We start from the raw sequence: 24,890 nt of genomic DNA, 5'->3' as shown, positions 1-24,890 counted from the left end.
GCCGCCGCTAACGCTCGGCGATCGCCTCTTCCTCCAGCGTGGCCAGCGCCGGCGCACGCTTGGGGCGCAGCGCGACGGCCGCCAGCACCACGCCGACGGTGACGACGCCGGCGGCCCCGTACATGGCCAGGTGATAGCCGGACAGCAGCGCGTCGGTGGCGCTGTGGCCCGCGGCCTGGAGCGTGTCGGTGTGGTTGGCCGACAGCGTGCCGAAGACGGCCAGCCCGAGCGCCGCGGCCACCTGCATCGAGACGTTGACGATGCCCGAGGCGATGCCCGCGTCGGCGCGGGGCACGCCGGTCATGGCCAGCGTGAGCAGCGGGATGAACGAGCTGCCCGCGCCCAGGCCGATCAGCATGAAGGCGATCAGGGTGACCGGCGCGTAGTGAGAGTCCGCGCTCTGGGAGGCCAGCAGCAGCAGCCCGGCGATCATCGACACCAGGCCGGTGAACAGCGGCGGCAGCGGGCCGTAGCGGCGCACGACGGCGGCGACGATGCCGCTGGACAGGGCCGCGACGGTCAGCGTCATGGGCAGGAACGCGAAGCCCGTGGCCACCGGCCCGAAGCCCAGGACGTTCTGCAGGTACAGCGTTCCGAAGAAGAACGCGGTGTACATGCCCACGGCGACGAACGACCGCACGACGCTGGCGTCGATCAGCGACCGCAGCCGCAGCAGGCGCAGCGGGAGGATCGGGTTCTTGACGCGCCCCTCCCAGGCCACGAACCCGCCGATCATGGCGGCGGCCAGGGCGAGCAGGCCCAGCGTGCGCAGTGAGGCCCAGCCGTGGTCGGCCGCGCCGACGATCGCGTAGACGCCGACCATCAGGGCGACGGTGATCAGCGTCGCGCCGCCGGCGTCGACGCCCTCGCGGACGCCCAGGCCGCGGTCGCTGGACAGCAGCGCGCGACCGAGCAGGATCGCCACGATCGCGATCGGGATGTTGATGAAGAAGATCCAGTGCCAGGACAGCGCGTCGGCCACCAGGCCGCCGATCAGCAGCCCGAGCGAGCCGCCGCTGACCGCGACCAGGACGTACATGCTCATCGCGCGTGCGCGCTCGGCCGGGTCGGAGAACTCGGCGACGATGATGGCCAGCACGGTGGCCGCGGCCAGCGCGCCGCCGACGCCCTGCGCCAGCCGCGCGGCCACCAGCAGACCAGGGGAGCTGGCCAGGCCGCACAGGGCGGAGGCGATCGCGAAGGCGGTCACGCCGTACAGGAAGGCGCGCCGCCGCCCGATCAGGTCGCCGAGCCGACCGGCGACCAGGAGGAAGGCGCCGAAGGTGATCAGGTAGCCGTTGATGACCCAGGTCAGGCCGGAGGCGCTGAACCCGAGATCCAGCTGGATGGCCGGGAGCGCGACGTTCACCACGGTCGCGTCGAGCACCGTCATCGCGTACGCGAGCAGGACGACACCGAGCATCGCCCAGCGCCGCCGCTCGTCTGTCATAGAAGCCATAGGGTCACTGTAGCAAGATCATCCCGAGTCCGTGATGATCTCGTGAAGGTGACGGTTCTGCTATACTGCGGCGCGTTATGGCAGAGGTCATGCATCAGTCAACCTCCGTCCTGGTGGGTCGTCTGTCGCGCCGCGTGTACCGCGTCGCCAACGAGCAGCGCCTGGGCATGTCGATGAAGCAGTACGCCGTGCTCAACTACGTGCGCGACCAGGACGGGATCCCGCAGCAGACGCTCGGGGACATCACGGGGATGGACGCGAACATGCTCGTCCTGGTCCTCAACGGCGCCGAGGACGCGGGCTTCGCCCGCCGCGTGCGCGATCCCAAGGACCGCCGCCGGCACATCGTCGAGCTGACCGACGAGGGCCGGGCCGCGCTCGAGCGCGCCGAGGCGGGGGTCGAGGAGGTCGAGGACGAGGTCCTGGCCGCGCTGGACCCCGACGAGCGCGCCCGGTTGCGCGCGCTGCTCGTCAAGGCGCTGACCGCCGACGACGACAGCTCGTAGCCGTCCGCCGCGCCTCACCCGCGCCGTTGTCCGCTCGAGCCCGCCATGCGGGTCCCAGCGGACAACGTTCGGCGCTGCGCTAGCTCTTCCGGCCCACCGACAGGGCGGCGAACAGCGGCTGGGCCATCCACTGCGGTGGGCCGGCCAGCTGGAACACGTCGCGGTACTCGCGCAGGAGCGGCGCGAAGCTGATCAGCGAGGGCTTGCCCTCCATGCGGTCCAGCGCCGACCACCAGTCCTCGGTGCGCAGGTCCGGCGTCGTCGTCCAGCGTGCCCGGGCCGTGGCGGTCGGGTGGGCGTTGAACATCTGGTGCGGCGTGCGGCGCGGGATGTCGATCGACTCCCCCTTGCGGACCGTGTGGCGCGTGCCGTCCAGGTCGACGGTGATCTCGCCTTCCAGCACGACGAACTGCTCGTCCTGCGCGGGGTGCAGGTGCGCGGGCGGCGGCCGGCCGGCCGGGTCGTAGCGAACCTCGGCGACGATCTTGCTCGGGGCGCGCTCGAGGATGGTGACCTGCTCGCTGGGGGTGAGGTTGTACGTCGACACGGCACGAGTCCTTTTCGCTTGATCCAAAGTATCTTGATATCAAGATAACCGACATCGAGACAATCTGTCAAGCTGTGCGCGATGAGCGACCCGGTTGAGGCGATCGTTGAGCAGTGGGCGGCGCAGTTGCCCGACCTCGACGTCACGACGATGGCCGACGTCGCCCGGCTGCTGCGCGTGGCCGACCTGATCGACCGGCGCATCGGCGCGCTGGCCACCGAGCACGGGCTGGACCGCGGTCAGGGCGACGTGCTCTTCACGCTGCGCCGCGCCGGCCCGCCCTACCGGCTCTCGCCGGGCGCGCTGACCGCCAACCTGCTGGTCACCACCGGCACGATGACCAACCGCATCGACCGCCTCGAGCAGCGCGGCCTGGTCCGCCGGCTGCCCAACCCCGACGACCGCCGGGGCGTGGTCGTCGAGCTGACGGCGGAGGCGGTCGAGCTCGTCGACCGGGCCGTCGAGCGCCACGTGGCCGGCGAGCAGGAGATGATCGCGCCGCTGACCCAACGCGACCGCGACGAGCTGCGGCGGATCCTGCGCAAGCTGCTCGCGCACCTGTCCTGACGCTCAGCGCTGACGGCGCAGCACCGACCACAGCTCGGCCGTCGCGTCGATCGGCGCGCCGGCGGCGGTCGTCGGGTAGCGGTGCGGCCAGTCGACGATGCTGATCAGGCGCACCGAAGCACCGCCGTCGCAGTGCCCCCACGTCTGGCGCACCACGCCGGCCTGGGCGCGGGTGACGGGCGTCGGCGCGCACCCGTCCCGCTGGACCCAACGGGTGATCGTCTCCAGCGCGGACGGCACCGGCTGCGTGGTGGCGATCCCCGGCACGTTGGGGATGCCGCCGGCGTAGGGGACGGTGGTGTCGGCCGTCCCGTGCACGGCGACCACCGGGATCGGCGGGACGTCCGGATCGGCGCAGTCGGCGAGCGGGGCCCCGGCCACCGGTCCGATCGCCGCGACCAGTTGAGGGCGCTCGCAGGCGAAGCGGTAGGTCATGAACGCGCCGCTGGAGTGGCCGGTCACGTAGACGCGATCTCGGTCCGCTCGCTCGGCGCGCACGACGTCGGCGATCATCCGGGCCAGGAAGGCGACGTCGGCGGTGGCCGCCGCGCCGCTGCGCCAGCCCGCCTCGTAGGAGGTCGGGTAGACGACCACCGCGCCCGCCGCGCGCGCCGTGGCGTCCCAGCCGCTGGCGCGCTCGAACTGCGGCCCGGACCCGTACAGCCCGTGGAGCGCGACGATCAGCGGGGCGCCGGGCGCGGACGCCGACGGGGCGACCACGCGGTAGGTGCGCGCCTCGCCCGCCACGGTCACCGCGACGTCGCGGACCCGCTGGGCTCCATCGGCCCGGGCGGTCGCGGGGTCGGCCGCGACGCCCGAGGCGATGGCGATGGCGATGACGAACGGCACAAGGGCGCGGCGCACACCGTCATCGAAGCGGGGCGCCGGCCCGAGCGGGAGGCCGCTCTCATCGAATGCTCATGGAGCGGCCTCCGCCCGCTACCTGCGCACCGCGACCGACACGACGCTGCCGTGCGGCACGCTGCGCCCGCCCGGCCGGGATTGGCGGATGACGCGGGTGCCGTGGCCGTCGACCTGACCCAGCGCGCAGCCCGCGCGGACCAGGGCGCGGCGAGCGTTGGACACCGTCTTGCCGCGCACGTCGGGCACGACGCAGCGCCGCGCGGGGGGCGCGCTGACCGCGCCGGTGGACGGGCTCGGGGCGACGACCGCCTCCGCCGCGGCCGGCGGGGCGTCGACCGGCACGTCCGCCGAGGGCGCCGTGACCGTCACCCCGGGCGCCGGAAGGCTCACGCCGCCGCCCCCGGAACCGCCGCCGCCGGTGGCGGGCGGGGTCTGGGGCTGCTCGGGCTCGCCGGGCTCCTCGGTCGGCGGAGCATCGCTCATCGCGAACAGCGCCCGGAAGGCGAGGTCGTAGTCGGCGCTGTCGGGGAACGTCGTCCACGGCGTCGTGGTGAACGAGGTGCGGTCGGGCCCCTCGAAGAGCACGAACTCGCCGCCGCCGTAGCGGTCGTCCCACGGGCCGTTGTCGCCGGCGCCGACCCAGCTGGCGTACCCGTAGGTCGTGGTGGCGTCGAACGCGCTGAGCACGAGGACGTACTGCTGCCCGCCCACGACGGGCACGGGTGCGAACGTCCACGACTTGGCCTGGCGGGTCTCGGTGATCACCTGGCGTTCGCCGGCGTACAGCTGGGTGGTCGGCTTCTCGCCGTCCCAGCCCCAGATCTCCGCGCGCACGCCCGGCGCGCTCCAGCCGTAGGTGTCGAAGTCGACGCGCTTGATGGCGCTGGCGCCCGCGGGCGCGGTCACCACCTGGCCGACCGCACGCATCGAGCGATGCTCGCGGCCGTTGTAGAAGAAGTCGACGTTGCTCAGCGGCGTCGTGCTGTAGCCGCCGGGCGAGTTGGTCAGCGTGTCGACCATCAGGTCGTCCGCCGCCAGGGCGCTCGCGGGCACCGCCAGGACGGCGACCGCGGCGAGGGTGGTCAGAAGGGGAAGTCTCATGCCGCGGACCCTCGCGGCCCGCTCTTGCCGCGCCCTTGCCGAACCGCGTTCGAGGCGCCGGCAAGCCGGCGGCAAGCGGCGCGTCAGAGCGCGGCGCGGGCCTCGTCGTAGACCTGCCAGGTGGCCCGGGCCGCCTGCTCCCAGGTCCAGGCCGGCGGCGCGGGGGCCGGGCGCTGCACGCGCTCGGCGGCGGCCAGCAGGCCGGCCACGTCGTGGCGCTCGACGAAGGTGGCGCGATCGGCCAGCACCTCGCGCAGGGCGGGCACGTCGCAGGCCACGACCGGGGTGCCGCAGGCCAGCGCCTCGACGGCGGGCAGGCCGAAGCCCTCGTCGTCGGAGGGCATGACCAGCGCGCGGGCGCCGCTGTACAGGGCGGCCAGATCGTCGTCGGAGACGTGGCCGGTGAGCGTCACATCGGGCAGCTCCTCGGCCCAGCGGCTGGTCGAGCCGACGAGCACCAGCGGCAGGGTCCGCGGCGCGCCGGCCATGTCGGCGATGCGCTTGCGCGGCTCGGGGTGCTCCATGCCGCCCACCCACAGCAGGTACTCGTCGGGCAGGCCGTAGCGCGCGCGGGTCTGGGCGACCACCTCGGGCGGGCGCATGGTCAGCGATGCGGCGGCGGCCTCGGGGATCACGACGATCTGCTCGGCGGGCAGGCGCAGGTGCTCGATCGCGTCGGCGGCGACCGCCTCGGTGGGGACGATCACGCGGGTCGCGCGCTCGACGGCCAGGCGACGCAGCTTGAAGCGCATCCCGGAGCGCAGCGCCTCGCCGCGGCGCTTGAGCTGATGCAGGTCGTGGATCGTCACCACCGTGGGGCAGGTGGGGCGCAGCGGCGCGCCTTCCAGCCACGGCGCGTGGAAGACGTCCACCCGGCGGGGCCGGTGGGTCGGGATCAATTCGGCATCGGTTGGGGCGGACGTCAACAACGCGTCGAGCAGGCAACGCGCGTAGCGCCCAATGCCGCCGCCGTCCGTGACAGGACGGGCATCGAAGGCCACCCTCATCCCGCCCGACTGTACTTCTCCGTTCATGCTCATGGGTTTCTGATCGCAGAGCCCCAGCTATGGTCCACATTCGTGAGTCATGCGGAACTGCTCGAGGCCGTGTGGGAGGGCGTCGCGGACGACGCGCAGCCCGAGCGATTCGGTCTGCGGCGCGATTGGCTGCTGGCTCGTGTGCGGCCCGGTGAGCGCGTTCTGGATCTCGGATGCGGGGCCGGTCAGTTCACCGCGGCGCTGCACGAGCACGGCGCGCACGCCATCGGGATCGACGTCGTCGCCGAGCCGGTGCGCCGCGCCCGCGCCCGCCATCCGGACCTCGACTTCCGCCTCGGCGCGCTGGACGGGCCGCTGGTGCTGGACGACGGCGCGTTCGACGTCGTGTGGGCCGGCGAGCTGATCGAGCACGTCGTCGATGTCGTCGGCTGGCTGTCGGAGGTGCGCCGCGTGCTGCCCTCCGGCGGGCGCCTGCTGCTGACCACGCCCGACCACCCGCCGGGCCTGCTGCACGTGCTGGCCGAGGATCCCGCCGCCTTCCAGGCCCACTTCGAACCGCGCGCCGATCACCTGCGGTTCTTCAACGCCGGCGGCCTGACCGAGCTCCTGGACGACCTCGGCTTCGAGCAGATCGCGATCGACTCCGACGACCTGACGCTCTTCGCCCAGGCCGTGCGATCGAAGTACTGACTACTTCCCGGCCACCATGCGGCTGACCGCCAGGTAGGCGCCGAGGGTCTGCGCGTTGCGCGGGTCCAGGCCCACGGCGCGCTCCAGCGAGCTCAGCGCCGCCTTGGGCTGCTTGAGCTGGTTGAGCTGGAAGTCGGCCAGCCGCACCCACGGCTCGGGGTTGGCCGGCTGCAGCGCGACCTCGCGCTTGAGCGTCGCCTCGGCGCCGGTGATGTCCTGCGAGCGCACCTGCGCGACCGCGAGCACCGACAGCGGCTCCAGCGACAAGGGATTGCGATCGCGCGCGGTGTAGGCCTCGTCGATCGCGCCCTTCACGTCGCCGGACTCGAGCTTGGCCAGCGCGTCGTTGGAGGCGTTCAGCGAACGCAGCGGCTGCCACACCGCGTAGCTGACGATCAGCGCGGCGACGACGCTCAGCAGCGCGCCGGCCAGCGCGCCGTTGGCCCGCAGCCACTGGCGCGGCCCGCGCAGCGGGGCCGGGCGCAGCGCCTGCACGTCCAGCGGTCCGCGACCGGCCACCCAGCCCGCGCAGAGCAGCGCGAACACCGTGCAGCCGGGGACGAACCACGTCCAGTCGATGAACGAGTGCACGCCGTAGACGACGACGATCGAGGCCAGCGTGATCAGGCCGATCCGCTCCGGTGGGTACCCGCGGCCGCGGTCGCGCCGGCGCAGGCCGGTCGAGCGCGCGGCGGCGTAGACCCAGGCGGCCAGCGTGGCCAGCGAGAGCAGCAGCCCGACCAGGCCCAGGTCGGCCAGCGTCTGGACGATGAAGCCGTGGGCGTGGCGGACCTCCAGCGTGTCCTGGCGGTAGAACGGCCGCACGGTCGCGTAGCCCTCGGCCCCGACGCCCAGGATCGGGTGGTCCTTGAACGCCTTCAGCGCCTCGTTCCAGTAGCGCGAGCGCACCGAGCCGATCGCGGTCAGGCGGCTGGGGTCGTTGGGTGGGGTCGACGCGTTGGGGTCGGTCAGCGTCGTCCACGCGTGGGAGATCGAGCCGCCGAAGCCGCGGTCGGTCGTGAACAGGTAGCCGGCGAAGACGACGGGGGCCAGCGCCAGCGCGACGAGCAGGACCGTGCCGATCCGGCGCCGGGCCAGCGCGCTGGGCGGCCGGGTCAGCGCGCGGAACGTCACGGCCAGCCCGACCAGCGTGAGCACCGCGACCATCACGACGAGCAGCACGCCGAGCTGGTGGCCGGCCGGCCCGCGCAGGTCGGTGGGCAGGCGGTCGGTGGTCAGCCCCTCGCGCGCGAAGGCCCACAGCGCCACGGGCACGGCCCCGGCGAAGCCGACCAGCAGCACGGCGGCGCCCCGCAGGCGCAGGGGGACGAAGACGAACCAGAAGATCAGGCCGATGGCCAGCGCCAGCAGCGTGCCGCGCGAGTAGGCCAGCAGCTGGGTGACGATCAGGATCCCCAGCGCCGGATAGGCCAGCGCGCAGGCCGGGCTCGCGCGGTGGCGCCGGGCCCCCAGCCACACGCAGGCCGGGACGGCCATCGCGGCGAACAGGCCGGTCGCGTTCCAGTAGCCGAACGGGGCGCGCAGGCGGGCGTACAGCTCGTCGGCGCTGAGCGTGCCCGGGAAGACCTTGGTCACCAGCGCGTACACCGAGACGATCACCGAGGCGAGGATCAGCCCCTGCAGGACGCCGGCCCACTGGCCCGGGGCGATCCGCACCAGCGCGAGGCCGAAGGCGAACACCGCGACGTAGGTGATCGTCCGGTTGGCCTCGATCCAGGTGTCCGACGGCTGGACCGACCAGGTGATCGAGACGAGCGTCCACCCGGCGAACAGCGCGAACGCGGCGACGCCGCCGGCGCCCCACCAGCGGCCACGGTCGGGCGTGGCCAGGATCACGCCGGCGCCGCCGATGCCGCAGCCGAGCAGCAGGCCGATCTCGACGGTCGTCGTCTCGCCCAGGCGCAGGCCGCCGTTGGCCGCGAACGCGACGAGCGCCAGCAGCGCGCCGACGCCGAGCGTCATCCAGCCGCCGGCCGAGACGCGCAGGAAGGTCAGCGACCGCGGCCGGACCGCGTAGGCGTCGCTAGGCGCCGCGACGGTCGACAAGGCGGCGCCGGAGGTCGAGGGCGAGGAACACGAGCAGCGCCAGGCCACCGATGGCCAGCGCGCCGATCAGCGGGGTGGGCAGGCCGACGCTGGCCTCTTCGACGGGGTCGTCGTCGACGACCTCGTCGCGGGCCTGCTCGATCGCCGCGCGCTCGGCGGGCGTGGCGGCCGCGGCCGGGTCGTCGGGGACGCCGGTGAAGCCGCCGAACGCGCCGGTCGCGCTGCCGGTGCCGTCGGCGGCGGTGTCGCCGCCGGTCCCACCGGTGTCGGTGCCCGTGCCGCTCCCGGTGGACGTGCCGTTCCCGGCGGAGGTGGTTCCGCCGTTCCCACCGTTGGAGGAGCTGCCGGTGGCCAGCGCGAGCTGGGCGGCCCGGATCACGTCACGGCAGTTGGTGTACTCGTCGACGTCGCTGGGGATCGCGGCCAGCGCCTGGCGCAGCTCCTTCTGCGTGTACGTCTTGTCCAGGCGCCCGTCCAGCGTGCAGTCGCGGATCACGTCGGCCGGGCTGGCGGCGGCGGCCGATGCGGGAAGCGCCAGCGTCGCCAGGGCGGCGATGAGGGGAAGGACCCGTCGCATTCGGCTCATCGACGTTAGCCGCTCGCCTCGGCCAGCGCGGCCTGCACGCCCGCCGCCCACGCGTCGGGGGTGTAGGGCGCGGCGTCGAGCCGCGCCTGGCGGCGGAAGGCGGCACGGGTGCCGGGATCGTCGCGCAAGCGGGCGATCGCGGCCCGCAGCGCGGGCACGTCGCCGGCCGGCACGACGAGGCCGTTGCGCTCGTGGCGCACGAGGCCGCCGGCGGCGGCGCCGACCTGGTCGGAGGCGATGACGGGAACGTTTCGGTGCATGGCTTCGTTGGCGATCAGCCCCCACGGCTCGCGGAAGGTCCGCGTCCGCAGCGAGGGTATGACCAGGACGTCTGAGCCATCCAGGAAGTTGCGCACCTGCTCGGCGCCGACCGGCGGATCGCCGATCAGGACGGCGTCCGGCCAGGCCGCCTCGAGCACCGCGCGGCCCTTCTCGGCGTCCGGTCGCCCGACGAACAGCACCTGGAAGTCGCGTTCGCGCCGGGGCGCGGGCGGCGGATCGACCCAGAACGCCGGATCCACGGCCTGCGGCGCGACGGACACGCGCCGCGCGCCGCGCGCCCGCACGTAGGCGCTGACGTGCGGCCCGTAGGTGACCACGGCGTCGGCCTGGCGGTACAGCGCGAGCGTGGGCAGGTAGGAGAGCGCGTGCGCGGCCGAGCGCGGATGGGCCCACAGGCCGGTCCACAGGACGAACGGCACGCCGGCCCGGCGCGCGCCCGCGGCGGCGGCCAGCGGGGCGACGCGCCCGCCCAGGCCGGCGACGACCGCGCGGTAGCGGCCCGACGCGGCCAGCGCCTGCAGGCCGCGCTGGCTGACCTGGCGGTGGGGCACCGGCAGCGGCGCACGCTCGGCGGCCCCGTGGCGGTCGCGCCCACCGAACAGCGCCACCTCGATCGGCAGGCGCGCGTGCAGCGCGGCGAACGGCGCCACGCGGTCGGGCGGCGCGTGGCCGGTGACCAGCAGGACGGGTCGCATCTGGCGGCAGAGACTATGCGCGCTACGCTGTAGTGCATGACCGTCCCGACCAGCTTCAGGCTGCGACCGGAGACGTTGCGTGAGCTTGATCGCATCGCCGAGCTGCTGACCGACCGCGCGCGCCGCGAACGCTCCTCGGCCGAGCCGGGCCTGGCGACCACCAGCCGCAGCGTGACCCGGGCCGAAGCGTTGGCGGCGGCGGTGCGACAGACGCACGAGCGGCTGGAGCGCGAGCTCGAGGTCGAACCCGGCAGTGGACCGCACCGCTCGGCCGCGGACGCCGGTCGCGGGATCCTCGTGGTCGATGTCGGTGTCTCGCTCGCGGATGATCTGGTGCGCGAGCGTCGCGCCGAAGCCGCCGCCGAGCGTTGATGCGACGCGTCCTGGACGCGTCGGCGCTGCTGGCCTACCTGCAGGACGAGCCCGGCGCGCAGCTCGTGGCCGACGCGATCGCCGACGGCGCCACGATCTCGGCCGTCAACCTGGCCGAGGCGCTGTCCAGCGTCGCGGCACACGGCGTGGACCCCGCGGCGCTGGTCGAAGAGCTGGAGATCCGAGGCGTGCTCGGGATCGCCCTGATCGTCCAGCCGTTCGACGCGCTCGACGCCGCGGAGGTGGCGCGCCTGCGGCCCCTGACCCGGCACCTCGGCTTGTCGCTGGGCGACCGCGCCTGTCTGGCGCTGGCCCGTCGCCTGCGGCTCCCAGCGCTGACGGCCGACACCGCGTGGGTCGATGTCGGACTGGCGCAGGTCGACGTGCGCCTGATCCGCTGAGGCCGGTCAGGTCGGGCGCAACGCGTCCTCGTAGGCGGCGACGGTCGCACGCCCGCACTGCTCCCACGTGAAGTGGCGCACGACCGTGTCGCGGGCCTGGTGGCCGAGCTCGTGCAGGTAGCGCGGCTCGTCCAGCAGCTCGTCGATCTGGCCGGCCAGCGCCTCGACGTCGCCGGGCGGCACGAGCACCAGCCCGTCGCCGATCTCCTGCGGCCCGGGCTCGCCCATCGACCCGATCGCCGGGACGCCGGCGGCCATCGCCTCGACGTAGGCCACGCCGAACGCCTCGTCGATCGACGGCATCACGAACAGGGCGCAGCGCCGGGCGGCGGCCAGCGCCTCGGCGTGCTCGAGCTGGCCGGCGAACTCGACGTCCACGCCGAGATCGCGGGCCAGCTGCTCCAGCGCGCCGCGCTCGGGGCCGTCGCCGATCACCAGGTAGCGCAGCCGCGGCCGCTTCTCGCGCAGCAGCCACATCGCCCGGATCACGTCGGCGTGGCGCTTGCGGGCGATCAGGTGCCCGACCGTGACGAGCGTCTCGCGGCGCTTGATCGTCTCGCCGGGCAGGTCGGTGCCCAGATGCACGACGCGCACGTCGGGCGCTCCCTGGCGCCGAGCCAGCGCGGCGATCCCGGCTGAGTTGGCCAGCGTCAGGCGCGCGGCGCCCAGCGCGCGGCGGACCGCGCCGTCCCCGCCGGGGACGTGGTCGGGCACCCACAGGACGTCGGGACCGTGGACGGAGACGACCAGCGGGGCGCGCACCCGCGCGCGGCGCACCGCGTCGGCCGAGGGCACGCCGTTGTGGGCGTGGATCACGTCGAAGGAAAAGCGCCGGCGCACCGCGCGCAGCGTCGCGGCCAGCGGCACCGCCGCCCACGCGCCCCACTGCGCGTAGCTGCGCTCGCGCGGTGGGGAGACGAACGGCACGTAGTGGACGCGCAGGCCCTCGCGCTCCTGCACGCGCGGCTCGCGCATCCGCCGCCCCAGCTCGCCCAGCGCGCGGCGGTCGCGCAGCGCGGCGCGCGGCGGCACCAGGCGGTGCAGCACGACGACCTCCACCTCGGCCCCGGCGTCGCGCGTGGCCACCGCCTGGCGATGGGCCCACAGCCCGAGGACCGGGTCGCGCTCGGAGGGGTAGAACTCGGCGACGACGAGCGCCTTCATCCCGGGCTCCGCACGGTCAACCCCGCAGAGGCGGCAGCGGCACCCAGGCGCTCGTCGTAGGTGAACACGACGCCGACCTCGTCGCCCAGGCTCAGCGCGGTGGCCAGATGCAGAGCGTCCAGCGTGCGCAGCTCGCGCGGCTCCAACGCGGCCGCGGTGGCCAGCACCGCGGAGTCGAGCGGGATCAGCGCCACGGCGTCCAGCGCGTCGGCCGCGGCTTGGGCGTAGCTGGGTCCGTACCGCGCGCAGGCGCGCACCGCCTCCACCGAGAGCAGGGCGCTGGAGACGAAACCCTCCCAGGCCGCGAGCTCCTGGCGGAGGGCCTCGTGGCCGTCCTCCTCCAGGGGCAGCTTCACCAGGGCGGACGTATCGAGATACGCGAGCCGGCCGGCTATTGCCGTTCCTCACGCAGTTCGTCGATGACGGTCGCGCTGGGTGGTCCGCCGGCCGGCGTGCCGCCGGGTGCCCGGACGGCGAGCAGGTCGCCACGCGGCAGCGTCGCTCCGCGTTCGGTGACGAGGCGCGCGATCGCGGAGTCCTCCGGCCCGGACGGCGTCAGCCGGGCGACCTCGCGTCCACGCTCTGTGACGATGAACGTCTCGCCCTGCTTGACCTGGTCCAGGTACCGAGAGAGGTTCTGCCGCAGCTCGCGGACACCGACCGAACCAGCCATGTGCGTCAGCGTAGCACCTGGGCTGTCACCAGCGCCAGGTGTGCAACGTGTGGTTGGCGGCGTCCCGGGAGACGTACTCGTGGTCGGCCAGGAAGGCGCGGGCCTCGGCCTCGGCGCCAGCGCGCGAGTAGTTGCTGGCCGCGGGCGCCGCCGCGTGCAGGATCGGCACGGCGTCGACCACGCCCTCGCGCCAGCCGCGGGACCGGGCCACCCATGACCAGTGCACGTCCAGCCCCCAGCCCATGCGCAGCGCCGGGAAGGGCAGCAACACGGGCAGCGCGGCCGCGCCGATCAGCGTGACCGGGCCGATCTCGACGAACGCCGTCTGGCGGGCCAGGGTGGCGGCGCGCCGGTGGGTGACCGTCCAGGCGGCGTGCGAGTGGCGGCGGTGGGCGGGCTGGGCCAGCGTCAGGTCGAAGCGCTCGGCGGCGGCGATCAGGTCGTCCAGGAACCCGCCGGGCAGCACGACGTCGTCGTCGAGCACCAGCAGCCAGTCGACGCCGGCCAGCGCCGCGCGCTCCAACAGCGCGTTGAGGTTCTCGAACTTCCCGCGCTCGCCGGGTGGCCCGCTGACCAGCTCGAGCGCGTGGCGGCTGCGACGCAGCTCGGCGGCCGCCGCGTCGAACAGGGCGCGGTGCTCGTCGCGGACGATGGCCAGCGCCAGCACGCGGCGCCGGGGCGGGCGGCGCGCGGCCGCGCGCAGCCGGGCCCGGGCGGGCAGCGCGAGCACGTCCAGCAGGCGGTCGGTGACCGCGCGCAACGCCCCGCGCCGGCCGCCCACCGTGCCCGACCGGCCGGCCAGGAAGTCGGGCGTCGAGGGATCGGGCGCGCCGCGCCAGGCGACCTCCAGGCGGCCCAGGCTGTGCGCGGCCAGCACCGGACCGTTGGCGCAGCGGTACCGGGGGCCGTGGGCGAGGCAGCCGGCCAGCACGCGCAGCTCGTGGGCCAGCGACGGCGCCCGGCCCTGGTGCACGTCGTAGCGGCGGCTGGCCCGGCCGCGGGCCCGCGCGGCGCGCATCAGCGAGCGCAGCCGCGCGTCGTCGCCGGCCCGCCGGTGATCGAGCCCGGCGCCGGCCAGGTACCGGATGCGCGGCCGGGCCGACGCGCGCAGGCGGTCCTGCCATTCCTGCTCGTCGCCGTACAGCTGGTGGTCGGCGTCGAACGGCCCGATCCGGTCGAAGGCGCTGCGGCGGATGGCCATGTTGGCGCCCCACGCGTGCTGGGCGTCGGCGTCGGCCGCCCCGAGATCGAGCGACGTGATCGGCGCGCCCTCGCGCCCGCACATCGGGAACGCGTGATCCTCGATGCGGGCGACGATCGGGCCGGTGAAGCAGTCGACGTCGGGCGCCGCGTCGGCCCCGGCGGCCAGCGCGGCCAGCCACCCGTCGTGCACGTGCACGTCGTCGTCGAGGAAGGCGACCAGCTCGCCGGACGTGTGCGCCAGCGCGGTGTTGCGCGCGGCGTTGAGCCCGCGCGAGGCGTCGTGCACGACGGTGGGGACGCCCAACCCGTCCGCGACGGCCGCGCTGGCCGGGTCCGGGCCGTCGATGACCACGAGCACCTCGGCGCCCTGGGCCCGCGCCTGGGGCAGCAGCGATTCCAGCGCGACGCGCAGGTAGTCGGGGCGACCGCGGGTGGGGATGACGATCGAGATGCTGGGCAACCCCACGGACGCTACTTGCGTCGGCGGCCTGTCAGGTTCTGGCGCGTCGGCGCGTATGCCTGTGCGGAGCTGGAACACGGGAGGTTCGGCTCGGTCCAGAACCCATACACCTCGGAGCTGACCCCCGTGGCCCGTACCCGCCGTACCCGACGGCACGTCCCGCACCTGCTGCTGGTCGCGCTGAAGCCGTTCTTCCGTCGTAGCTACTCCCGGGACGCCTACGTCCTGCGCCTGGTGGGCAATCGGTTCGGTCCGGTGCTGATCGCGTCGGAGAAGGACGTGGAAAGCGGCGCCGGTCTGTCGCACTGACGTCCGCGGGCCGTAGCGTTCGGCCCGTGATCCTGGTCCTGCACAACCGCTACCGCGTGGTCGGGGGCGAGGAACGCTCGGTGCAGGAGCTGCTGTGGCTGGTGCGCGAGCGGCTCGGCGAGGAGGCCGAGCTGCTCGAACGCCCGCCCACCGAGAGCGGCCTGCGGGCGGCCGCCGGCCTCCTGCGCGGCGGCCTGGACGCCGACGCGGTCGGCGACGCCGTGCGGCGCACCGGCGCGCGCGTGGTGCACGCCCACAACCTGCATCCCACGTTCGGCTGGCGCGCGCTGGCCGCCGCCCGGGCCGCCGGGGCGCGGACCGTGCTGCACCTGCACAACTACCGCCTGGTCTGCGCGGTGGGCACATGCTTCACCGACGGCGCCGACTGCACGCGCTGCCACGGGCGCGACACGCGGCCCGGCCTGCGCCGCAACTGCCGCGGCGCGCGCGGCGAGGCGGCGGTGTACGCGGCGGGGCTGGCCGTCCAGCAGCCGCACATCGTCGAGCTGGCCGACCACGTGGTCGTGCCCAGCGTGTTCGCGCGCGACCGCCTGCTGGCGCTGGGCGCACCGATCGAGCCGGCGCGCGTCAGCGTGATCGGGCACGTGGTGCGCACGGTGGCCGACGCGCCGCGCTTCGACCCGCACGGGCCGGCGCTGGTGGCCGGCCGGCTGGCCCCGGAGAAGGGCTTCGACGTGGCCATCGCCGCCTGCCGCGCGGCGGGCCGGCCGCTGGTCGTGGCCGGCGACGGACCCGAGCGCGGGGTCCTGGAGGCGGTCGCCCGCGGCGCGGACGTGCGGTTCGTCGGGCGCGTGGACGACGCCGAGCTGGCGGCGTTGCGGGCGGCGGCGTCGGTGGCGCTGGTGCCCTCGCGCTCGGCGGAGACGTTCGGGCTGGCGGCGGCCGAGGCGATGGCGGCGGGGCTGCCGGTGATCGCCTCGGCCATCGGCGCGCTGCCCGAGCTGGTCGGCGACGCCGCGGCGCTGGTCGCGCCCGGCGACCCGCGCGCGCTGGCCGCGGCGCTGGCCGCGATCGCGCCCGATGCCGCCCAGCGCGGCCTGGACCGCGTGCGCGCGGTGTGCGACCCCGGCGCGGCGGCCAGCGCGCTGCGGGCGGTCTACGCCGGCTGAGCGGCGGGCACCACGACGACCGGGCAGGGCGCGTGGCTGAGCAGGCGCGTGCTGGTCGAGCCGACCAGGCGCGTGCGCAGCGCGCCGTGCCCGTGCGAGCCGGTGACGATCGCGCAGGCGCCGCGTTCGCGGGCCACCTGGGCCAGCGTCTCGGCCACGCTGAGCGCGTCGGGCATCGTCTGCGCCGCGGCGTCGGCGAAGCCCACCTCCAGGGCCAGGCGCACCCCGGCGGCGGCGATCTCCGCCGAGCGCTTGGTCGAGACGTCGTCCAGCAGCTCGGCGCTCTGCGGATCCAGGGGCATGTCGATGCCGATCACGCCCTCTCCGGCCAGCGGGAGCGTGGCCAGCGCCGGCTCCCACACGGTCACGATCACCGCGCCGGTCGCGTTGACCAGCGCGTGCGCCGTGCGCAGCGCGTGCTCCGAGGAGGGGGAGCCGTCGAAGCCGATCACCACGGGGCCGTGCATGGGCACCATCCTTTCAGCCCGCGGCCATGAGAGGGTGTGCCGCATGTTCGACGCGCCGATCGTCTTCGAGCCCTTGTTCATGGAGCGCGTGTGGGGCGGCCGCTGGCTGGAGGAGGCCTACGGCAAGCCGCTGCCGCCGGGGGCGGTGATCGGGGAGTCGTGGGAGCTCGTCGATCGCCCGGAGGCCGAGAGCGTGGCCGAGGACGGCACCAGCCTGCACACGCTGTGGACCGACCATCGCCAGGCGGTGTTCGGCGCCCGCGGCGTGGCCAACGCCGCGCCGCGGTTCCCGATCCTGATCAAGCTGCTGGACGCCGAGCAGGCGCTGTCGGTCCAGGTGCATCCGCCGGCCGACGTCGCGCCCGGGCTCGGCGGCGAGCCGAAGAACGAGTGCTGGGTGCTGGCCGACGCCCGGCCCGACGGCTACCTGCTGGTCGGCCTGCGCGAAGGCGTCGACCGCGCCGCCTTCGAGGCCGCGCTGACCGCCGGACAGGACGTCTCGCTGATGCTCCAGCGGATCCCGGTCACGCGCGGAGACGCGTTGGACATCCCGTCCGGACGCGTCCACGCGATCGGCGGCGGCTGCCTGATCGCCGAGATCCAGCAGAACAGCGACACCACCTACCGCGTGTACGACTTCAACCGCCCGGGCCTGGACGGCCGGCCGCGCGAGCTGCACGTGCCCCAGTCGCTGGCCTCGATCGACTTCGACGACGTCGAGCCCGAGCTGGTGCCGCGCGACAGCGAGACGATCGCCCACACCGACTTCTTCGCCGTCGACCGCTGGCGCCTGGACGGCGAGCGCGGAGCCGCACCGCAGGGGGAGTGCGCGGTCGTGCAGGTGCTCGAGGGCACGGTGACCACCGCGACGGGCCGCAGCTTCGCCCCGGGCTCGCTGTTCCTGCTGCCCGCGTCGGCCGACGCGACGCTCCGCGGCGACGGCGCGCTGGTCCTGCGGACGCTGCTGCCCTAACGGGCCCTAACGGCTGAGCACGCGCTCGTCGAGGCGCGCGGCCAGCACCAGGGCGACGGCGCCGACGATCACGAAGGCCATCAGGCCGAGCGGCAGAGCCGGTACCAGCCCGAGTTGCGCGGCCGAGAGGGTGAACGCGTGATAGGCCGCGACGAGGGCGACGGCGAACGCCGCGCCGACGCCGAGGAAGGCCTGGCGGACGGACGGAAGGGGTGACCGGGACGGCGGGGTGGGACGAGCCAAGACAGCCATCGCTCCGGTTGTCGTACCCGGCGGCCGATCCTTGAATCCCGCGTTTGGTCGTGCGGAAGACAACCAGCCCGGAGTTTGGGCGATCAGGAGCCGGGCGGAATGACCGTCGGCGCCGAGTCGCGCCGGTGCGTGACCTGATCCACCACCCAGGCGGCCAGCGCCACGACCAGCAGCGCGCCCGCGCTCAGCGCGGCCCCGCGGGCGGCCGACAGGCTCAGCCCCGCGAGGTGGGCCAGGGCCAGGAGCGCGGCAACGAAGGCGAGGGCGTAGGCGCCCAGGGCACAGCTGATCGCCGCCTGGCGAAGCCGGGTACGCCGGCTGCTTGAGCCCATCCATGACCCGTGCTGCATCGATCCCTCGCTCCTCGACCCGCAGGCGCACCCGCCTGCAGGGCGAACGGTAGCGTTCACCGCGCCTCGCGTCGAGGGTTGATCGCGAGAAATCTGAGACAGCTAGTTCGCGATGCGGCGCGGTGTGGCGAGCGACAGCGGAGCGCTCGCACCGCGGGCCCGCAGCGGGGTCACCGTGGCCATCGTCTGGCGGCGGGCGGCGACCGTGTCGACGGCCCACACGGCGCCGGCCAGGCCGAGCAGCAGCGTCCCGACGATCGCGACCACGACGGCGGCCGTCGCGGTGGGCAGCGCCAGCGCCGCCACGGTCAGGGCCCCGGCGGCGAACAACGCCAGATACGCGCCCAGCGCGCAGGCGAAGATCGCCTGGCGACGTGCCGAGCGACGCGCGCGGGGAACGTACGGCGTCACGAGATCCATGCGCTCTTCAGCGGCAGGTCCTCCCGTGCGCGCGAGGCCGGCCACGCGGGTCTGGACGTTTGTTGGAGGGTCGAGAACTGCCGAGGGCCCGCCGGATGGCGGGCCCTCGGGCCAGACGCGGTGCGGAGACGTCCGCTAGCTGAGCGAGTACCCGACCTTGATGGTCTTCGACTTGGCCTTGTTCAGCGAGTCGTTGCCCTCGAAGCGGGCGACGACGTTGACCTTGGAGCCGTCGTCCGTCAGCAGGCGGCGGACGTTCGCGGTGCGGGTGTAGCTGCAGTCAGACTTGACGCGCGCGTTGACCGTCGACACGCGGCTGGAGCCGCGCGAGAACTTGATCTGCACGACGCCGGTGCACTGCGAGTCGTCGGTGACCTCGCCGAGCTTGCCGGAGATCGTGTAGCGGTAGGGCGAGCTGCTGCGGTTCGTCGGCGTCGACTTGATCGAGAGGGTCGGCGTGACCTTCTCGTTGGTCGACGGCGTGCCGCCGGTGCCGCCCGTGCCGCCGCCGCCGCCGGACGCGCCGGTGGCCAGGGTCGTGAAGCCGACCGGGGCGCCGAAGGACTGGCCGCCGATGCCCGTGGCCGTGACCACGTAGCTGTAGGCCGTGCTCGCGGTCAGGCCGGCGGCCACGCCGCTGACGGCGATCGGGCCGGCGTTGTCCGGCGCGACGCCGGTGGCGATCGTGGTCGTGCCACCCGGGCCGGTCAGCACGATCGCCCAGTTGGCGTCGCCGCCGGCGTTCGAGTTGACCGTGCCGGTCAGGACCGCCGTGGTGTCGGTCACCTGCGTGGCCGGACCGGTGACCGCGGTCGGGGCCGGGCAGTAGGGGTTCACACAGGCCGCAGAGGCCGTGCTGGTGAGCCCGAGGAGAGTCGCGACTGCAAGAGCCGCGAGGAGAAGCACCTTCTTCATGCTGTTCCTTCGATCGTGGATGTTCCGCACCTGCGTTGACTTCCTGTACGCGGCAGACGCGGAATCGCTGACGCCGTTTGGAAAATTCTGTGCTCAAACACCGAGAGCCCGCGTTCCCGCGGGCTCTCGGGTTGGAGCTGGTGCTGCTGGTGCCTAGCGGAAGCGCACCTTGATGGTCTCCGACGACGCGGCGTTGAGCGCGTCATTGCCGGCGAACGAGGCGCGGACGTTGATGCGCCCGCTGCGGCGACGCGGCAGCTCGTCGCGCGGCACGCCCACCGTCGCCGTGTAGCCGCAGTCGGCCTCGAGGGTCACGGTCTTGGTCACCAAGGTGCGGCCGCGGGAGAAGCGGATCGTCACGTCGCCACCGGACGCGCACAGCGCGCCGTTGTCGACCTCAACGCCACCGGTGATGGTGTAGCGGAACGGGGCCCGGCGGTCGCGCCGCGGGCTCGCCGAGATCGAGACCTTGTTCGGGTCGACCTTGGTCGGGTTGGTCGACGGCGTGCCGCCACCGCCCGAGGCGCCGGTGGCCAGCGTGGTGAACGTCAGCACGTCGCCGTAGCGCGGGCTGGAGCCGTTGCTGCCGATCAGGCGGTAGCTGTAGGTCGTCGACGGCGCCAGGTTGGTCAGGGTCGTGGACACGACCGAGCCGGCGTTGCCGTCCGGCACCGTGCCGGAGCCGTAGACCACGCTGAAGTCCGGCGACGTGAAGTTCCACTGGACCGGCCCGCCCAGATTGGGGTTGATCGCGCCGGTCAGGGTCGCCGACGTATCGGTGATGTTGATGGCCTGACCCGTCACGATGGTCGGTGCCGGGCAGTACGGCGCGACACAGGCCGCCGAAGCGGTCCCGCCGATGGCCAACATTGAGGCGACCATCGCGGCCGCCAACAGCAATAGTCGCTTCATGCGATCCTTCGCTCGGGGGTGGAAACAGGACTCATGCCGTCACCGTGTACGTGACGGTCCCGCGGTTCCTGACGGACAAGCTCAGAGCCCTCGTCGGGCCAGCATGTACGGCACGGTGCGCACGAGCAGCTTGATGTCGGACCACAGCGTCCAGCCGGCCACGTAGAGGTAGTCGATCTTGACCATCTCCGACAGCGGCACGCGCGACGATCCGAGGATCTGCCAGTGGCCGGTCATGCCGGGCGTCAGCGCCAGGCGCCGACGGTCCCAACCCGTGATCTGCGCGTCCTCGTCGACGACCAGCGGCCGGGGTCCGACCAGGCTCATCTCGGCCAGCAGCACGTTGATCAGCTGGGGCAGCTCGTCCAGCGACGTGCGGCGCAGGAAGCGCCCGACCCGCGTGATGCGCGGATCGTGGGCGATCTTGAACAGACCGTCGGCCTCGTTGTGCTCGAGCAGGTCGGTCTTCATCGCGTCCGCGCCCTGGCACATCGTGCGGAACTTGTAGATGCGGAAGGCCCGACCGCCGCGGCCGATGCGCGTCTGGCGGAAGAACACCGGGCCGGGACTGTCGAGCTTGATGGCCAGCGCGATGGTCAGCATCGCGGGCCCGGCGACCAGCAGCGCCAGCGAGGCGCCCACGAGGTCGAAGCTGCGCTTGAGCAGCCGCGAGGAGCGGCTCAGGCCGAAGCGGCGGATGCCCAGCACCGGCAGGCCGTACAGGTCGTCGTACTCGGTCGAGGAGCCGACGACCTCGAGGATGCGGGGCAGCAGGCTCACGCGCACGCCGAGCGCCTTGGCCGTGCGGATCATCTCCAGCGTGGAGTCGCCCTCGGCCGCGGCCGACGCGATCACGATGCGCTGCACGTCGAGGCGGTCGACCACGTCCTTGACGACCTCGAACTCCGAGCCGGTCGGATGCGCGTGCGGCCAGTCGTTCATCGACACGCGGCCGACGAGCACGGCGCCGACGCCGTTGTCGGTGACCTTGGCCTTCAGTCGCTGGTAGGACGTGGCGTCGCCGACGACGAGCACGCGCTCGGGCGCGAAGATGCGCAGCGCGATGCGGCGGGCGGCGAAGCGGCTGAGCAGCGTCAGCCCGAAGATGGCCATCCACATGACGACGACCTGGCCCTTGCTCAGCGAGCCGTCGACCAAGGTCGTGTCCAGCAGCCAGAAGACGAGCGTGTAGACGGTGGCCAGCTCGAACAGCGTCGGCGCCTCGTCCAGCGTGGTCTTGCGGATCAGCACGTCGTCGCGGTCGTACAGGCCGATGATCTTGCTGGCCAGGACGATGAGCGGGAGGCTCAGGACGCTGGCCAGCCGCAGCTGATCGTCGCCCAGCACGCTGATCACCAGCAGCAGCGCGAGGCCGGCGGCGAACATGTCCGCGACGGCCAGCGCGCGCCGGTAGAAGGCCTCACGCGAGGCGACGCTGGCGTTGACCGTGCGCTCGCTGCGCGTGGAGCGCGCGGGGCGAACCGGCTCGACCGCCGTGGTGGCGGTCTCGACGTCGCTCAGGTGAATGGGAAGGGCCTGGGCTTCCAAGAAGTCCGTTTCTATAACGCGCTGAGGAGAAAAGGGTATGCGCGGCTTGGGGGCCCCAGATGGGTTCCCGGCACCTCCGCGAGAACCAACCTAGCCACCTCGACCGGTACGTGTCCAGATGTGTCACGGCCAATCAACATCGACTATCCGTCCAGGTGGGCTCAAGATCACTCAACGCCGGAGGCCCATGGCCGATCCCGCGGGCGCGTCGCTGACGGTTACGCTGGCCCAGCGTGATCGACCTCCACTGCCACCTGCTGCCCGGGATCGACGACGGCCCGCCGGACGTCGAGGCGGCGATCGCGATGGCCCGCGCGCAGGTCGCCGCGGGTGTGCAGATCGTCGCCTGCACGCCGCACGTGGACTGGTCGATGCCCAACGGATCGGCCGCGATCGCCGCCGGGATCGAGGACCTGCGCGCTGCCCTGGCCGAGGAGCGGATCCCGCTGGAGCTGGTGATGGGCGCCGAGGTCGGTCTGACCCGCGCGGCCGACACGCCCGACAGCGAGCTGCAGGCGCTGCACCTGGCGGGCGGCCCGTGGTTGCTGCTGGAGGCCCCGCTGGACGCGACCGTCGGGATCGACGGGATCGTGCGCAGCATCGCCGACCGCGGCCATCGCATCCTGCTCGCCCATCCTGAGCGCTGCCCCGCGTTCCATCGCGACCGCGCCGCCCTGGCCGGCCTGGTGGCCGAGGGCGTGCGCTGCCAGGTGACCGCGACGGCGCTGACCGGCTCCTTCGGGCGGACGGTGGCCGGCGTGGCCCGCGAGATGATGAGCGAGGGCCTGATCCACGTCGTCTCCTCCGATGCGCACGACGCGGTGCGTCGCCCGCCCGGCCTGGAGGAGCACGTGCAGGAGGCCGGCTTCGGCGTGCTGTCGGGCTGGCTGACGCGCGACGCGCCCGCGGCGATCCTGGCCGGCGAGCGCGTCCCCGGGCCGCCGGCGCTGCCGGCCCCCGCCCCGTCATCGGCGCGCAAGCGCTGGTGGCAGCGCGGCTGAGCGCGACCCCGCTCGATCAAACGGCCAAAGTCCGGCGCAGGACAGCGCGGTCGTGCGCGCGCCTGCCGATGACCTGCTCAGGCGGGGCCATGGAGGCCCCAGCGCAGAGCAAGGAGCGACGGCGCCATGGACGGCGGGCAGGTCATCTCACGGATCAGGACGGCTGCTGGCAGCACGAAGCTGCTGTTGGCGCTCTCGGCGGCGATGATTCCGGCCGCGTTCTTCGCCACCGCCTCGCCGGGCAAGGCCGACGACGTCCCGCCCGCGACGAAGTTCGCGGTGGGCTCGCCGGCCATGCAGATCGCCCAGGGCATCTCGACCGCCAACTGGGGCGTGGACGCCTGTGGCGGCCAGGTCCTGATCGAGTGGGGCACCGACGACGCGAACATCAACGCCCGCTCCTACTGGGCCAACCCGGTCTCCTCCTACGACGCGCCGGCCCAGAACAGCCAATGCCGGATCGTCTTCAACGCCGGCATGTCGTTCACCTGGCCGAAGTTCTGCACGGTGCTCGTCCACGAGTACGGCCACCTGACGGGGCACCCGCACACCGCCGACGGTCCGGACGTGATGTCGCCGATCTACCGCGCGCCGCTGCCGGCCTGCATGACGGCCGATCCGAGCGCCCCGGCGCCGACGCCCGCGCCCGCGCCGGCGGCCACCACACCGGCCGGCACGGCCACGCCGCCCGCGGCGGTGGTCGACGCGCCGACCACCGCGACCAAGCGGGCGACCAAGCGAGCCAAGGCCCGCGACCGGGGCAAGGCCAAGGCCCGCTCGAAGGCCAAGGCGCGCATGGCGGTGGCGCCGCTGAAGTACTACAGCGACGCCGACGCCGAGCTGATGCCCTGGGAGCCCTGGCTGGTCACACGTACTGGATGACGCTGCGGATGCCGTCCTGGTGGTGCATCAGGTCGAAGCCCTTGTTGACCTCGTCCAGCGTGATCCGGTGCGAGATGAAGGACTCCGCGTCGATGTCGCCGTCCAGGTAGCGCTGCACGAGCTGGGGGACGTTGTCGCGCCCCTTGGCGCCGCCGAAGCTCGAGCCGGCCACCCGGCGACCCTGGATCAGCCAGCGGGGGATCACGTCCAGCGTCTCGCCCTTGCCGGCCACGCCGCACACCGTGCACAGGCCCCAGCCCATGCGCGCCGTCTCGACGGCCTGCTGCATGACGCCGACCAGGCCGGTGCACTCGAACGTGTAGTCCGCGCCGTACCCGTCGGTCATCTCGAGGATCGCGTCGGTGGCCTCGGGGCCGCCCTTCATCACGTGCGTGGCGCCGTGGTTGCGGGCCAGCTCGAGACGGTCGTCGCTCATGTCGACGCAGACGATCCGCTCGGCGCCCTGCAGGCGCGCGCCCACGACCGCGCCGAGGCCGACCATGCCGGCGCCGAACACGACGGCGGTCGAGCCCTCCTCGAGCTTGGCCGTGTACATCGCGGCGCCCAGCCCGGTGGTCAGGCCGCAGGCGAACAGCGCGGCGGCCTCCAGCGGGGCCTCGGGCGAGACCTTGGCCAGGGCGATCTCGGGCATGACCGTCGCCTCGGCGAACGTCGAGGTGCCCATGAAGTGGCGGATCGGGTCGCCGCCGCGGGACAGGCGCGTGCTGTGGTCGGGCAGGTAGCCCTGGTTCTGCTCGGCCCGGATGGCCATGCACAGGTTCGTCTTGGGCGACACGCAGTGGATGCACTCGCGGCACTGGGGCGAGAACAGCGTCACGACGTGGTCGCCGGGCTTGACGCTGGTCACGCCCTCGCCGATCGCCTCGACGACGCCGGCGCCCTCGTGGCCGAGCACCGCGGGCGCGTAGCCGGACGGGTCGGCACCGGACGCCGTGTACATGTCGGTGTGGCAGACGCCGCAGGCGTGCAGCCGCACCAGCACCTCCCCGGCCTTGGGCCCAGCGAGGTCGACGTCCTGCACGACCAGCGGCTGACCGAACTCCTCGAGCACTGCTGCACGGATCTGCATGGGCGG

At 73.7% G+C, this 24,890-nt stretch carries 30 protein-coding genes; 10 read left to right on the top strand and 20 right to left on the bottom strand.

The genetic code is table 11. The features are described 5' to 3' along the window. Positions 1 to 7: 7 nt before the first annotated feature. Positions 8 to 1,459, bottom strand: coding sequence for an MFS transporter (locus ACZ5UI_RS19000; protein WP_464189831.1), 1,452 nt, complete (start codon positions 1,457 to 1,459; stop codon positions 8 to 10). An 89-nt stretch (positions 1,460 to 1,548) separates the two neighbouring features. Here ACZ5UI_RS19000 and ACZ5UI_RS18995 point away from each other — a divergent pair, with 89 nt between their 5' ends. Further along, positions 1,549 to 1,965 carry a MarR family winged helix-turn-helix transcriptional regulator gene (locus ACZ5UI_RS18995; protein ID WP_464189829.1) on the top strand — a complete coding sequence of 139 codons (417 nt, stop codon included), beginning with the start codon at positions 1,549 to 1,551 and terminating at the stop codon, positions 1,963 to 1,965. A gap of 79 nt (positions 1,966 to 2,044) precedes the next feature. On the opposite strand, the gene ACZ5UI_RS18990 is transcribed toward ACZ5UI_RS18995, so the two are convergent. Beyond that, the gene (locus ACZ5UI_RS18990; RefSeq protein WP_464189827.1) at positions 2,045 to 2,512 is read right to left on the bottom strand and encodes a cupin domain-containing protein; all 468 of its coding nucleotides are present in this window, start codon (positions 2,510 to 2,512) and stop codon (positions 2,045 to 2,047) included. A gap of 81 nt (positions 2,513 to 2,593) precedes the next feature. Here ACZ5UI_RS18990 and ACZ5UI_RS18985 point away from each other — a divergent pair, with 81 nt between their 5' ends. Then, positions 2,594 to 3,079, top strand: a complete 486-nt coding sequence (locus tag ACZ5UI_RS18985) for a MarR family winged helix-turn-helix transcriptional regulator (protein WP_464189825.1) — start codon at positions 2,594 to 2,596, stop codon at positions 3,077 to 3,079. Between the two features lie 3 nt (positions 3,080 to 3,082). On the opposite strand, the gene ACZ5UI_RS18980 is transcribed toward ACZ5UI_RS18985, so the two are convergent. From ACZ5UI_RS18980 to ACZ5UI_RS18970, 3 genes are all read right to left on the bottom strand, one after another. Then, the gene (locus ACZ5UI_RS18980) at positions 3,083 to 3,943 is read right to left on the bottom strand and encodes a CE1 family esterase (protein ID WP_464189823.1); all 861 of its coding nucleotides are present in this window, start codon (positions 3,941 to 3,943) and stop codon (positions 3,083 to 3,085) included. A 75-nt stretch (positions 3,944 to 4,018) separates the two neighbouring features. After that, positions 4,019 to 5,044, bottom strand: a complete 1,026-nt coding sequence (locus ACZ5UI_RS18975) for a PASTA domain-containing protein (protein WP_464189822.1) — start codon at positions 5,042 to 5,044, stop codon at positions 4,019 to 4,021. Between the two features lie 83 nt (positions 5,045 to 5,127). Continuing rightward, the gene (locus tag ACZ5UI_RS18970) at positions 5,128 to 5,916 is read right to left on the bottom strand and encodes a glycosyltransferase family 4 protein (protein ID WP_464189820.1); all 789 of its coding nucleotides are present in this window, start codon (positions 5,914 to 5,916) and stop codon (positions 5,128 to 5,130) included. Positions 5,917 to 6,123: 207 nt separating this feature from the next. Here ACZ5UI_RS18970 and ACZ5UI_RS18965 point away from each other — a divergent pair, with 207 nt between their 5' ends. Next, on the top strand, positions 6,124 to 6,732 hold the full coding sequence (locus ACZ5UI_RS18965) for a class I SAM-dependent methyltransferase (RefSeq protein WP_464189818.1): 609 nt from the start codon (positions 6,124 to 6,126) through the stop codon (positions 6,730 to 6,732). Here the strand turns inward: ACZ5UI_RS18965 and ACZ5UI_RS18960 are convergent, their stop codons facing one another. The 3 genes from ACZ5UI_RS18960 to ACZ5UI_RS18950 are packed head-to-tail and all read right to left on the bottom strand — an operon-like array spanning position 6,733 to position 10,362. Further along, complete coding sequence (locus tag ACZ5UI_RS18960; RefSeq protein WP_464189816.1) at positions 6,733 to 8,799, bottom strand: O-antigen ligase family protein; 2,067 nt, start codon at positions 8,797 to 8,799, stop codon at positions 6,733 to 6,735. Continuing rightward, positions 8,777 to 9,376 carry a hypothetical protein gene (locus ACZ5UI_RS18955; protein WP_464189814.1) on the bottom strand — a complete coding sequence of 200 codons (600 nt, stop codon included), beginning with the start codon at positions 9,374 to 9,376 and terminating at the stop codon, positions 8,777 to 8,779. Before ACZ5UI_RS18955 ends, ACZ5UI_RS18960 begins: the two co-directional genes overlap by 23 nt. 14 nt (positions 9,377 to 9,390) lie before the next feature. Beyond that, positions 9,391 to 10,362 carry a glycosyltransferase family 4 protein gene (locus ACZ5UI_RS18950; RefSeq protein ID WP_464189811.1) on the bottom strand — a complete coding sequence of 324 codons (972 nt, stop codon included), beginning with the start codon at positions 10,360 to 10,362 and terminating at the stop codon, positions 9,391 to 9,393. 36 nt (positions 10,363 to 10,398) lie between these two features. On the opposite strand from ACZ5UI_RS18950, the gene ACZ5UI_RS18945 reads away from it, so the two are divergent. Both ACZ5UI_RS18945 and ACZ5UI_RS18940 read left to right on the top strand, forming a co-directional pair. Next, positions 10,399 to 10,734 carry a hypothetical protein gene (locus ACZ5UI_RS18945; RefSeq protein WP_464189809.1) on the top strand — a complete coding sequence of 112 codons (336 nt, stop codon included), beginning with the start codon at positions 10,399 to 10,401 and terminating at the stop codon, positions 10,732 to 10,734. Continuing rightward, positions 10,734 to 11,135 (top strand): type II toxin-antitoxin system VapC family toxin, encoded by a 402-nt coding sequence (locus ACZ5UI_RS18940; RefSeq protein WP_464189807.1) that lies wholly within the window; start codon positions 10,734 to 10,736, stop codon positions 11,133 to 11,135. Before ACZ5UI_RS18945 ends, ACZ5UI_RS18940 begins: the two co-directional genes overlap by 1 nt. Positions 11,136 to 11,141: 6 nt before the next feature. Here the strand turns inward: ACZ5UI_RS18940 and ACZ5UI_RS18935 are convergent, their stop codons facing one another. The 4 genes from ACZ5UI_RS18935 to ACZ5UI_RS18920 are packed head-to-tail and all read right to left on the bottom strand — an operon-like array spanning position 11,142 to position 14,635. Next, positions 11,142 to 12,299 (bottom strand): glycosyltransferase, encoded by a 1,158-nt coding sequence (locus ACZ5UI_RS18935; protein ID WP_464189805.1) that lies wholly within the window; start codon positions 12,297 to 12,299, stop codon positions 11,142 to 11,144. Next, positions 12,296 to 12,655 carry a PIN domain-containing protein gene (locus tag ACZ5UI_RS18930; protein ID WP_464189803.1) on the bottom strand — a complete coding sequence of 120 codons (360 nt, stop codon included), beginning with the start codon at positions 12,653 to 12,655 and terminating at the stop codon, positions 12,296 to 12,298. The genes ACZ5UI_RS18935 and ACZ5UI_RS18930 overlap by 4 nt, the downstream gene beginning before the upstream one ends. Before the next feature lie 35 nt (positions 12,656 to 12,690). Next, positions 12,691 to 12,972 carry a type II toxin-antitoxin system Phd/YefM family antitoxin gene (locus ACZ5UI_RS18925; protein ID WP_464189801.1) on the bottom strand — a complete coding sequence of 94 codons (282 nt, stop codon included), beginning with the start codon at positions 12,970 to 12,972 and terminating at the stop codon, positions 12,691 to 12,693. Between the two features lie 25 nt (positions 12,973 to 12,997). After that, positions 12,998 to 14,635: a glycosyltransferase family 2 protein gene (locus ACZ5UI_RS18920; RefSeq protein WP_464189799.1), complete on the bottom strand. Its 1,638-nt coding sequence runs from the start codon at positions 14,633 to 14,635 to the stop codon at positions 12,998 to 13,000. 126 nt (positions 14,636 to 14,761) lie between these two features. Between ACZ5UI_RS18920 and ACZ5UI_RS18915 the strand changes: the two genes are divergently transcribed. Beyond that, entirely contained in the window at positions 14,762 to 14,944 is a 183-nt protein-coding gene (locus ACZ5UI_RS18915) for a hypothetical protein (protein ID WP_464189797.1), read from the top strand. A gap of 26 nt (positions 14,945 to 14,970) precedes the next feature. After that, on the top strand, positions 14,971 to 16,074 hold the full coding sequence (locus ACZ5UI_RS18910; RefSeq protein WP_464189795.1) for a glycosyltransferase family 4 protein: 1,104 nt from the start codon (positions 14,971 to 14,973) through the stop codon (positions 16,072 to 16,074). On the opposite strand, the gene ACZ5UI_RS18905 is transcribed toward ACZ5UI_RS18910, so the two are convergent. Then, positions 16,062 to 16,541, bottom strand: a complete 480-nt coding sequence (locus ACZ5UI_RS18905; protein WP_464189793.1) for a universal stress protein — start codon at positions 16,539 to 16,541, stop codon at positions 16,062 to 16,064. The genes ACZ5UI_RS18910 and ACZ5UI_RS18905 overlap by 13 nt on opposite strands. 43 nt (positions 16,542 to 16,584) lie before the next feature. On the opposite strand from ACZ5UI_RS18905, the gene ACZ5UI_RS18900 reads away from it, so the two are divergent. After that, entirely contained in the window at positions 16,585 to 17,514 is a 930-nt protein-coding gene (locus ACZ5UI_RS18900) for a type I phosphomannose isomerase catalytic subunit (RefSeq protein ID WP_464189791.1), read from the top strand. A gap of 6 nt (positions 17,515 to 17,520) precedes the next feature. Here ACZ5UI_RS18900 and ACZ5UI_RS18895 read toward each other — a convergent pair whose 3' ends face one another. The 6 genes from ACZ5UI_RS18895 to ACZ5UI_RS18870 all read right to left on the bottom strand — a co-directional run bounded on the left by ACZ5UI_RS18895 (position 17,521) and on the right by ACZ5UI_RS18870 (position 21,911). Further along, positions 17,521 to 17,757 (bottom strand): hypothetical protein, encoded by a 237-nt coding sequence (locus tag ACZ5UI_RS18895; protein WP_464189789.1) that lies wholly within the window; start codon positions 17,755 to 17,757, stop codon positions 17,521 to 17,523. A 92-nt stretch (positions 17,758 to 17,849) separates the two neighbouring features. After that, positions 17,850 to 18,116: a hypothetical protein gene (locus ACZ5UI_RS18890; RefSeq protein ID WP_464189787.1), complete on the bottom strand. Its 267-nt coding sequence runs from the start codon at positions 18,114 to 18,116 to the stop codon at positions 17,850 to 17,852. A gap of 102 nt (positions 18,117 to 18,218) precedes the next feature. After that, positions 18,219 to 18,536: a hypothetical protein gene (locus tag ACZ5UI_RS18885; RefSeq protein WP_464189784.1), complete on the bottom strand. Its 318-nt coding sequence runs from the start codon at positions 18,534 to 18,536 to the stop codon at positions 18,219 to 18,221. A 135-nt stretch (positions 18,537 to 18,671) separates the two neighbouring features. Then, a complete protein-coding gene (locus tag ACZ5UI_RS18880) occupies positions 18,672 to 19,373 on the bottom strand; it encodes a hypothetical protein (RefSeq protein WP_464189782.1) in 702 nt (233 codons plus the stop codon). 231 nt (positions 19,374 to 19,604) lie between these two features. After that, a complete protein-coding gene (locus ACZ5UI_RS18875; RefSeq protein WP_464189780.1) occupies positions 19,605 to 20,333 on the bottom strand; it encodes a fibronectin type III domain-containing protein in 729 nt (242 codons plus the stop codon). Between the two features lie 111 nt (positions 20,334 to 20,444). Beyond that, on the bottom strand, positions 20,445 to 21,911 hold the full coding sequence (locus ACZ5UI_RS18870) for a sugar transferase (protein ID WP_464189778.1): 1,467 nt from the start codon (positions 21,909 to 21,911) through the stop codon (positions 20,445 to 20,447). A 233-nt stretch (positions 21,912 to 22,144) separates the two neighbouring features. Between ACZ5UI_RS18870 and ACZ5UI_RS18865 the strand changes: the two genes are divergently transcribed. Next, a complete protein-coding gene (locus tag ACZ5UI_RS18865; protein WP_464189776.1) occupies positions 22,145 to 22,912 on the top strand; it encodes a tyrosine-protein phosphatase in 768 nt (255 codons plus the stop codon). A 126-nt stretch (positions 22,913 to 23,038) separates the two neighbouring features. Continuing rightward, complete coding sequence (locus tag ACZ5UI_RS18860) at positions 23,039 to 23,794, top strand: hypothetical protein (RefSeq protein WP_464189774.1); 756 nt, start codon at positions 23,039 to 23,041, stop codon at positions 23,792 to 23,794. Here ACZ5UI_RS18860 and ACZ5UI_RS18855 read toward each other — a convergent pair. Further along, positions 23,778 to 24,884: an alcohol dehydrogenase catalytic domain-containing protein gene (locus ACZ5UI_RS18855; RefSeq protein WP_464189772.1), complete on the bottom strand. Its 1,107-nt coding sequence runs from the start codon at positions 24,882 to 24,884 to the stop codon at positions 23,778 to 23,780. The genes ACZ5UI_RS18860 and ACZ5UI_RS18855 overlap by 17 nt on opposite strands. Positions 24,885 to 24,890: the final 6 nt, after the last annotated feature.

This window comes from Conexibacter sp. JCM 18997, from assembly GCF_055391915.1.
The sequence above is the reverse complement of the archived record's forward strand: the minus strand, read 5'-3'. Positions and strand labels throughout refer to the sequence as shown.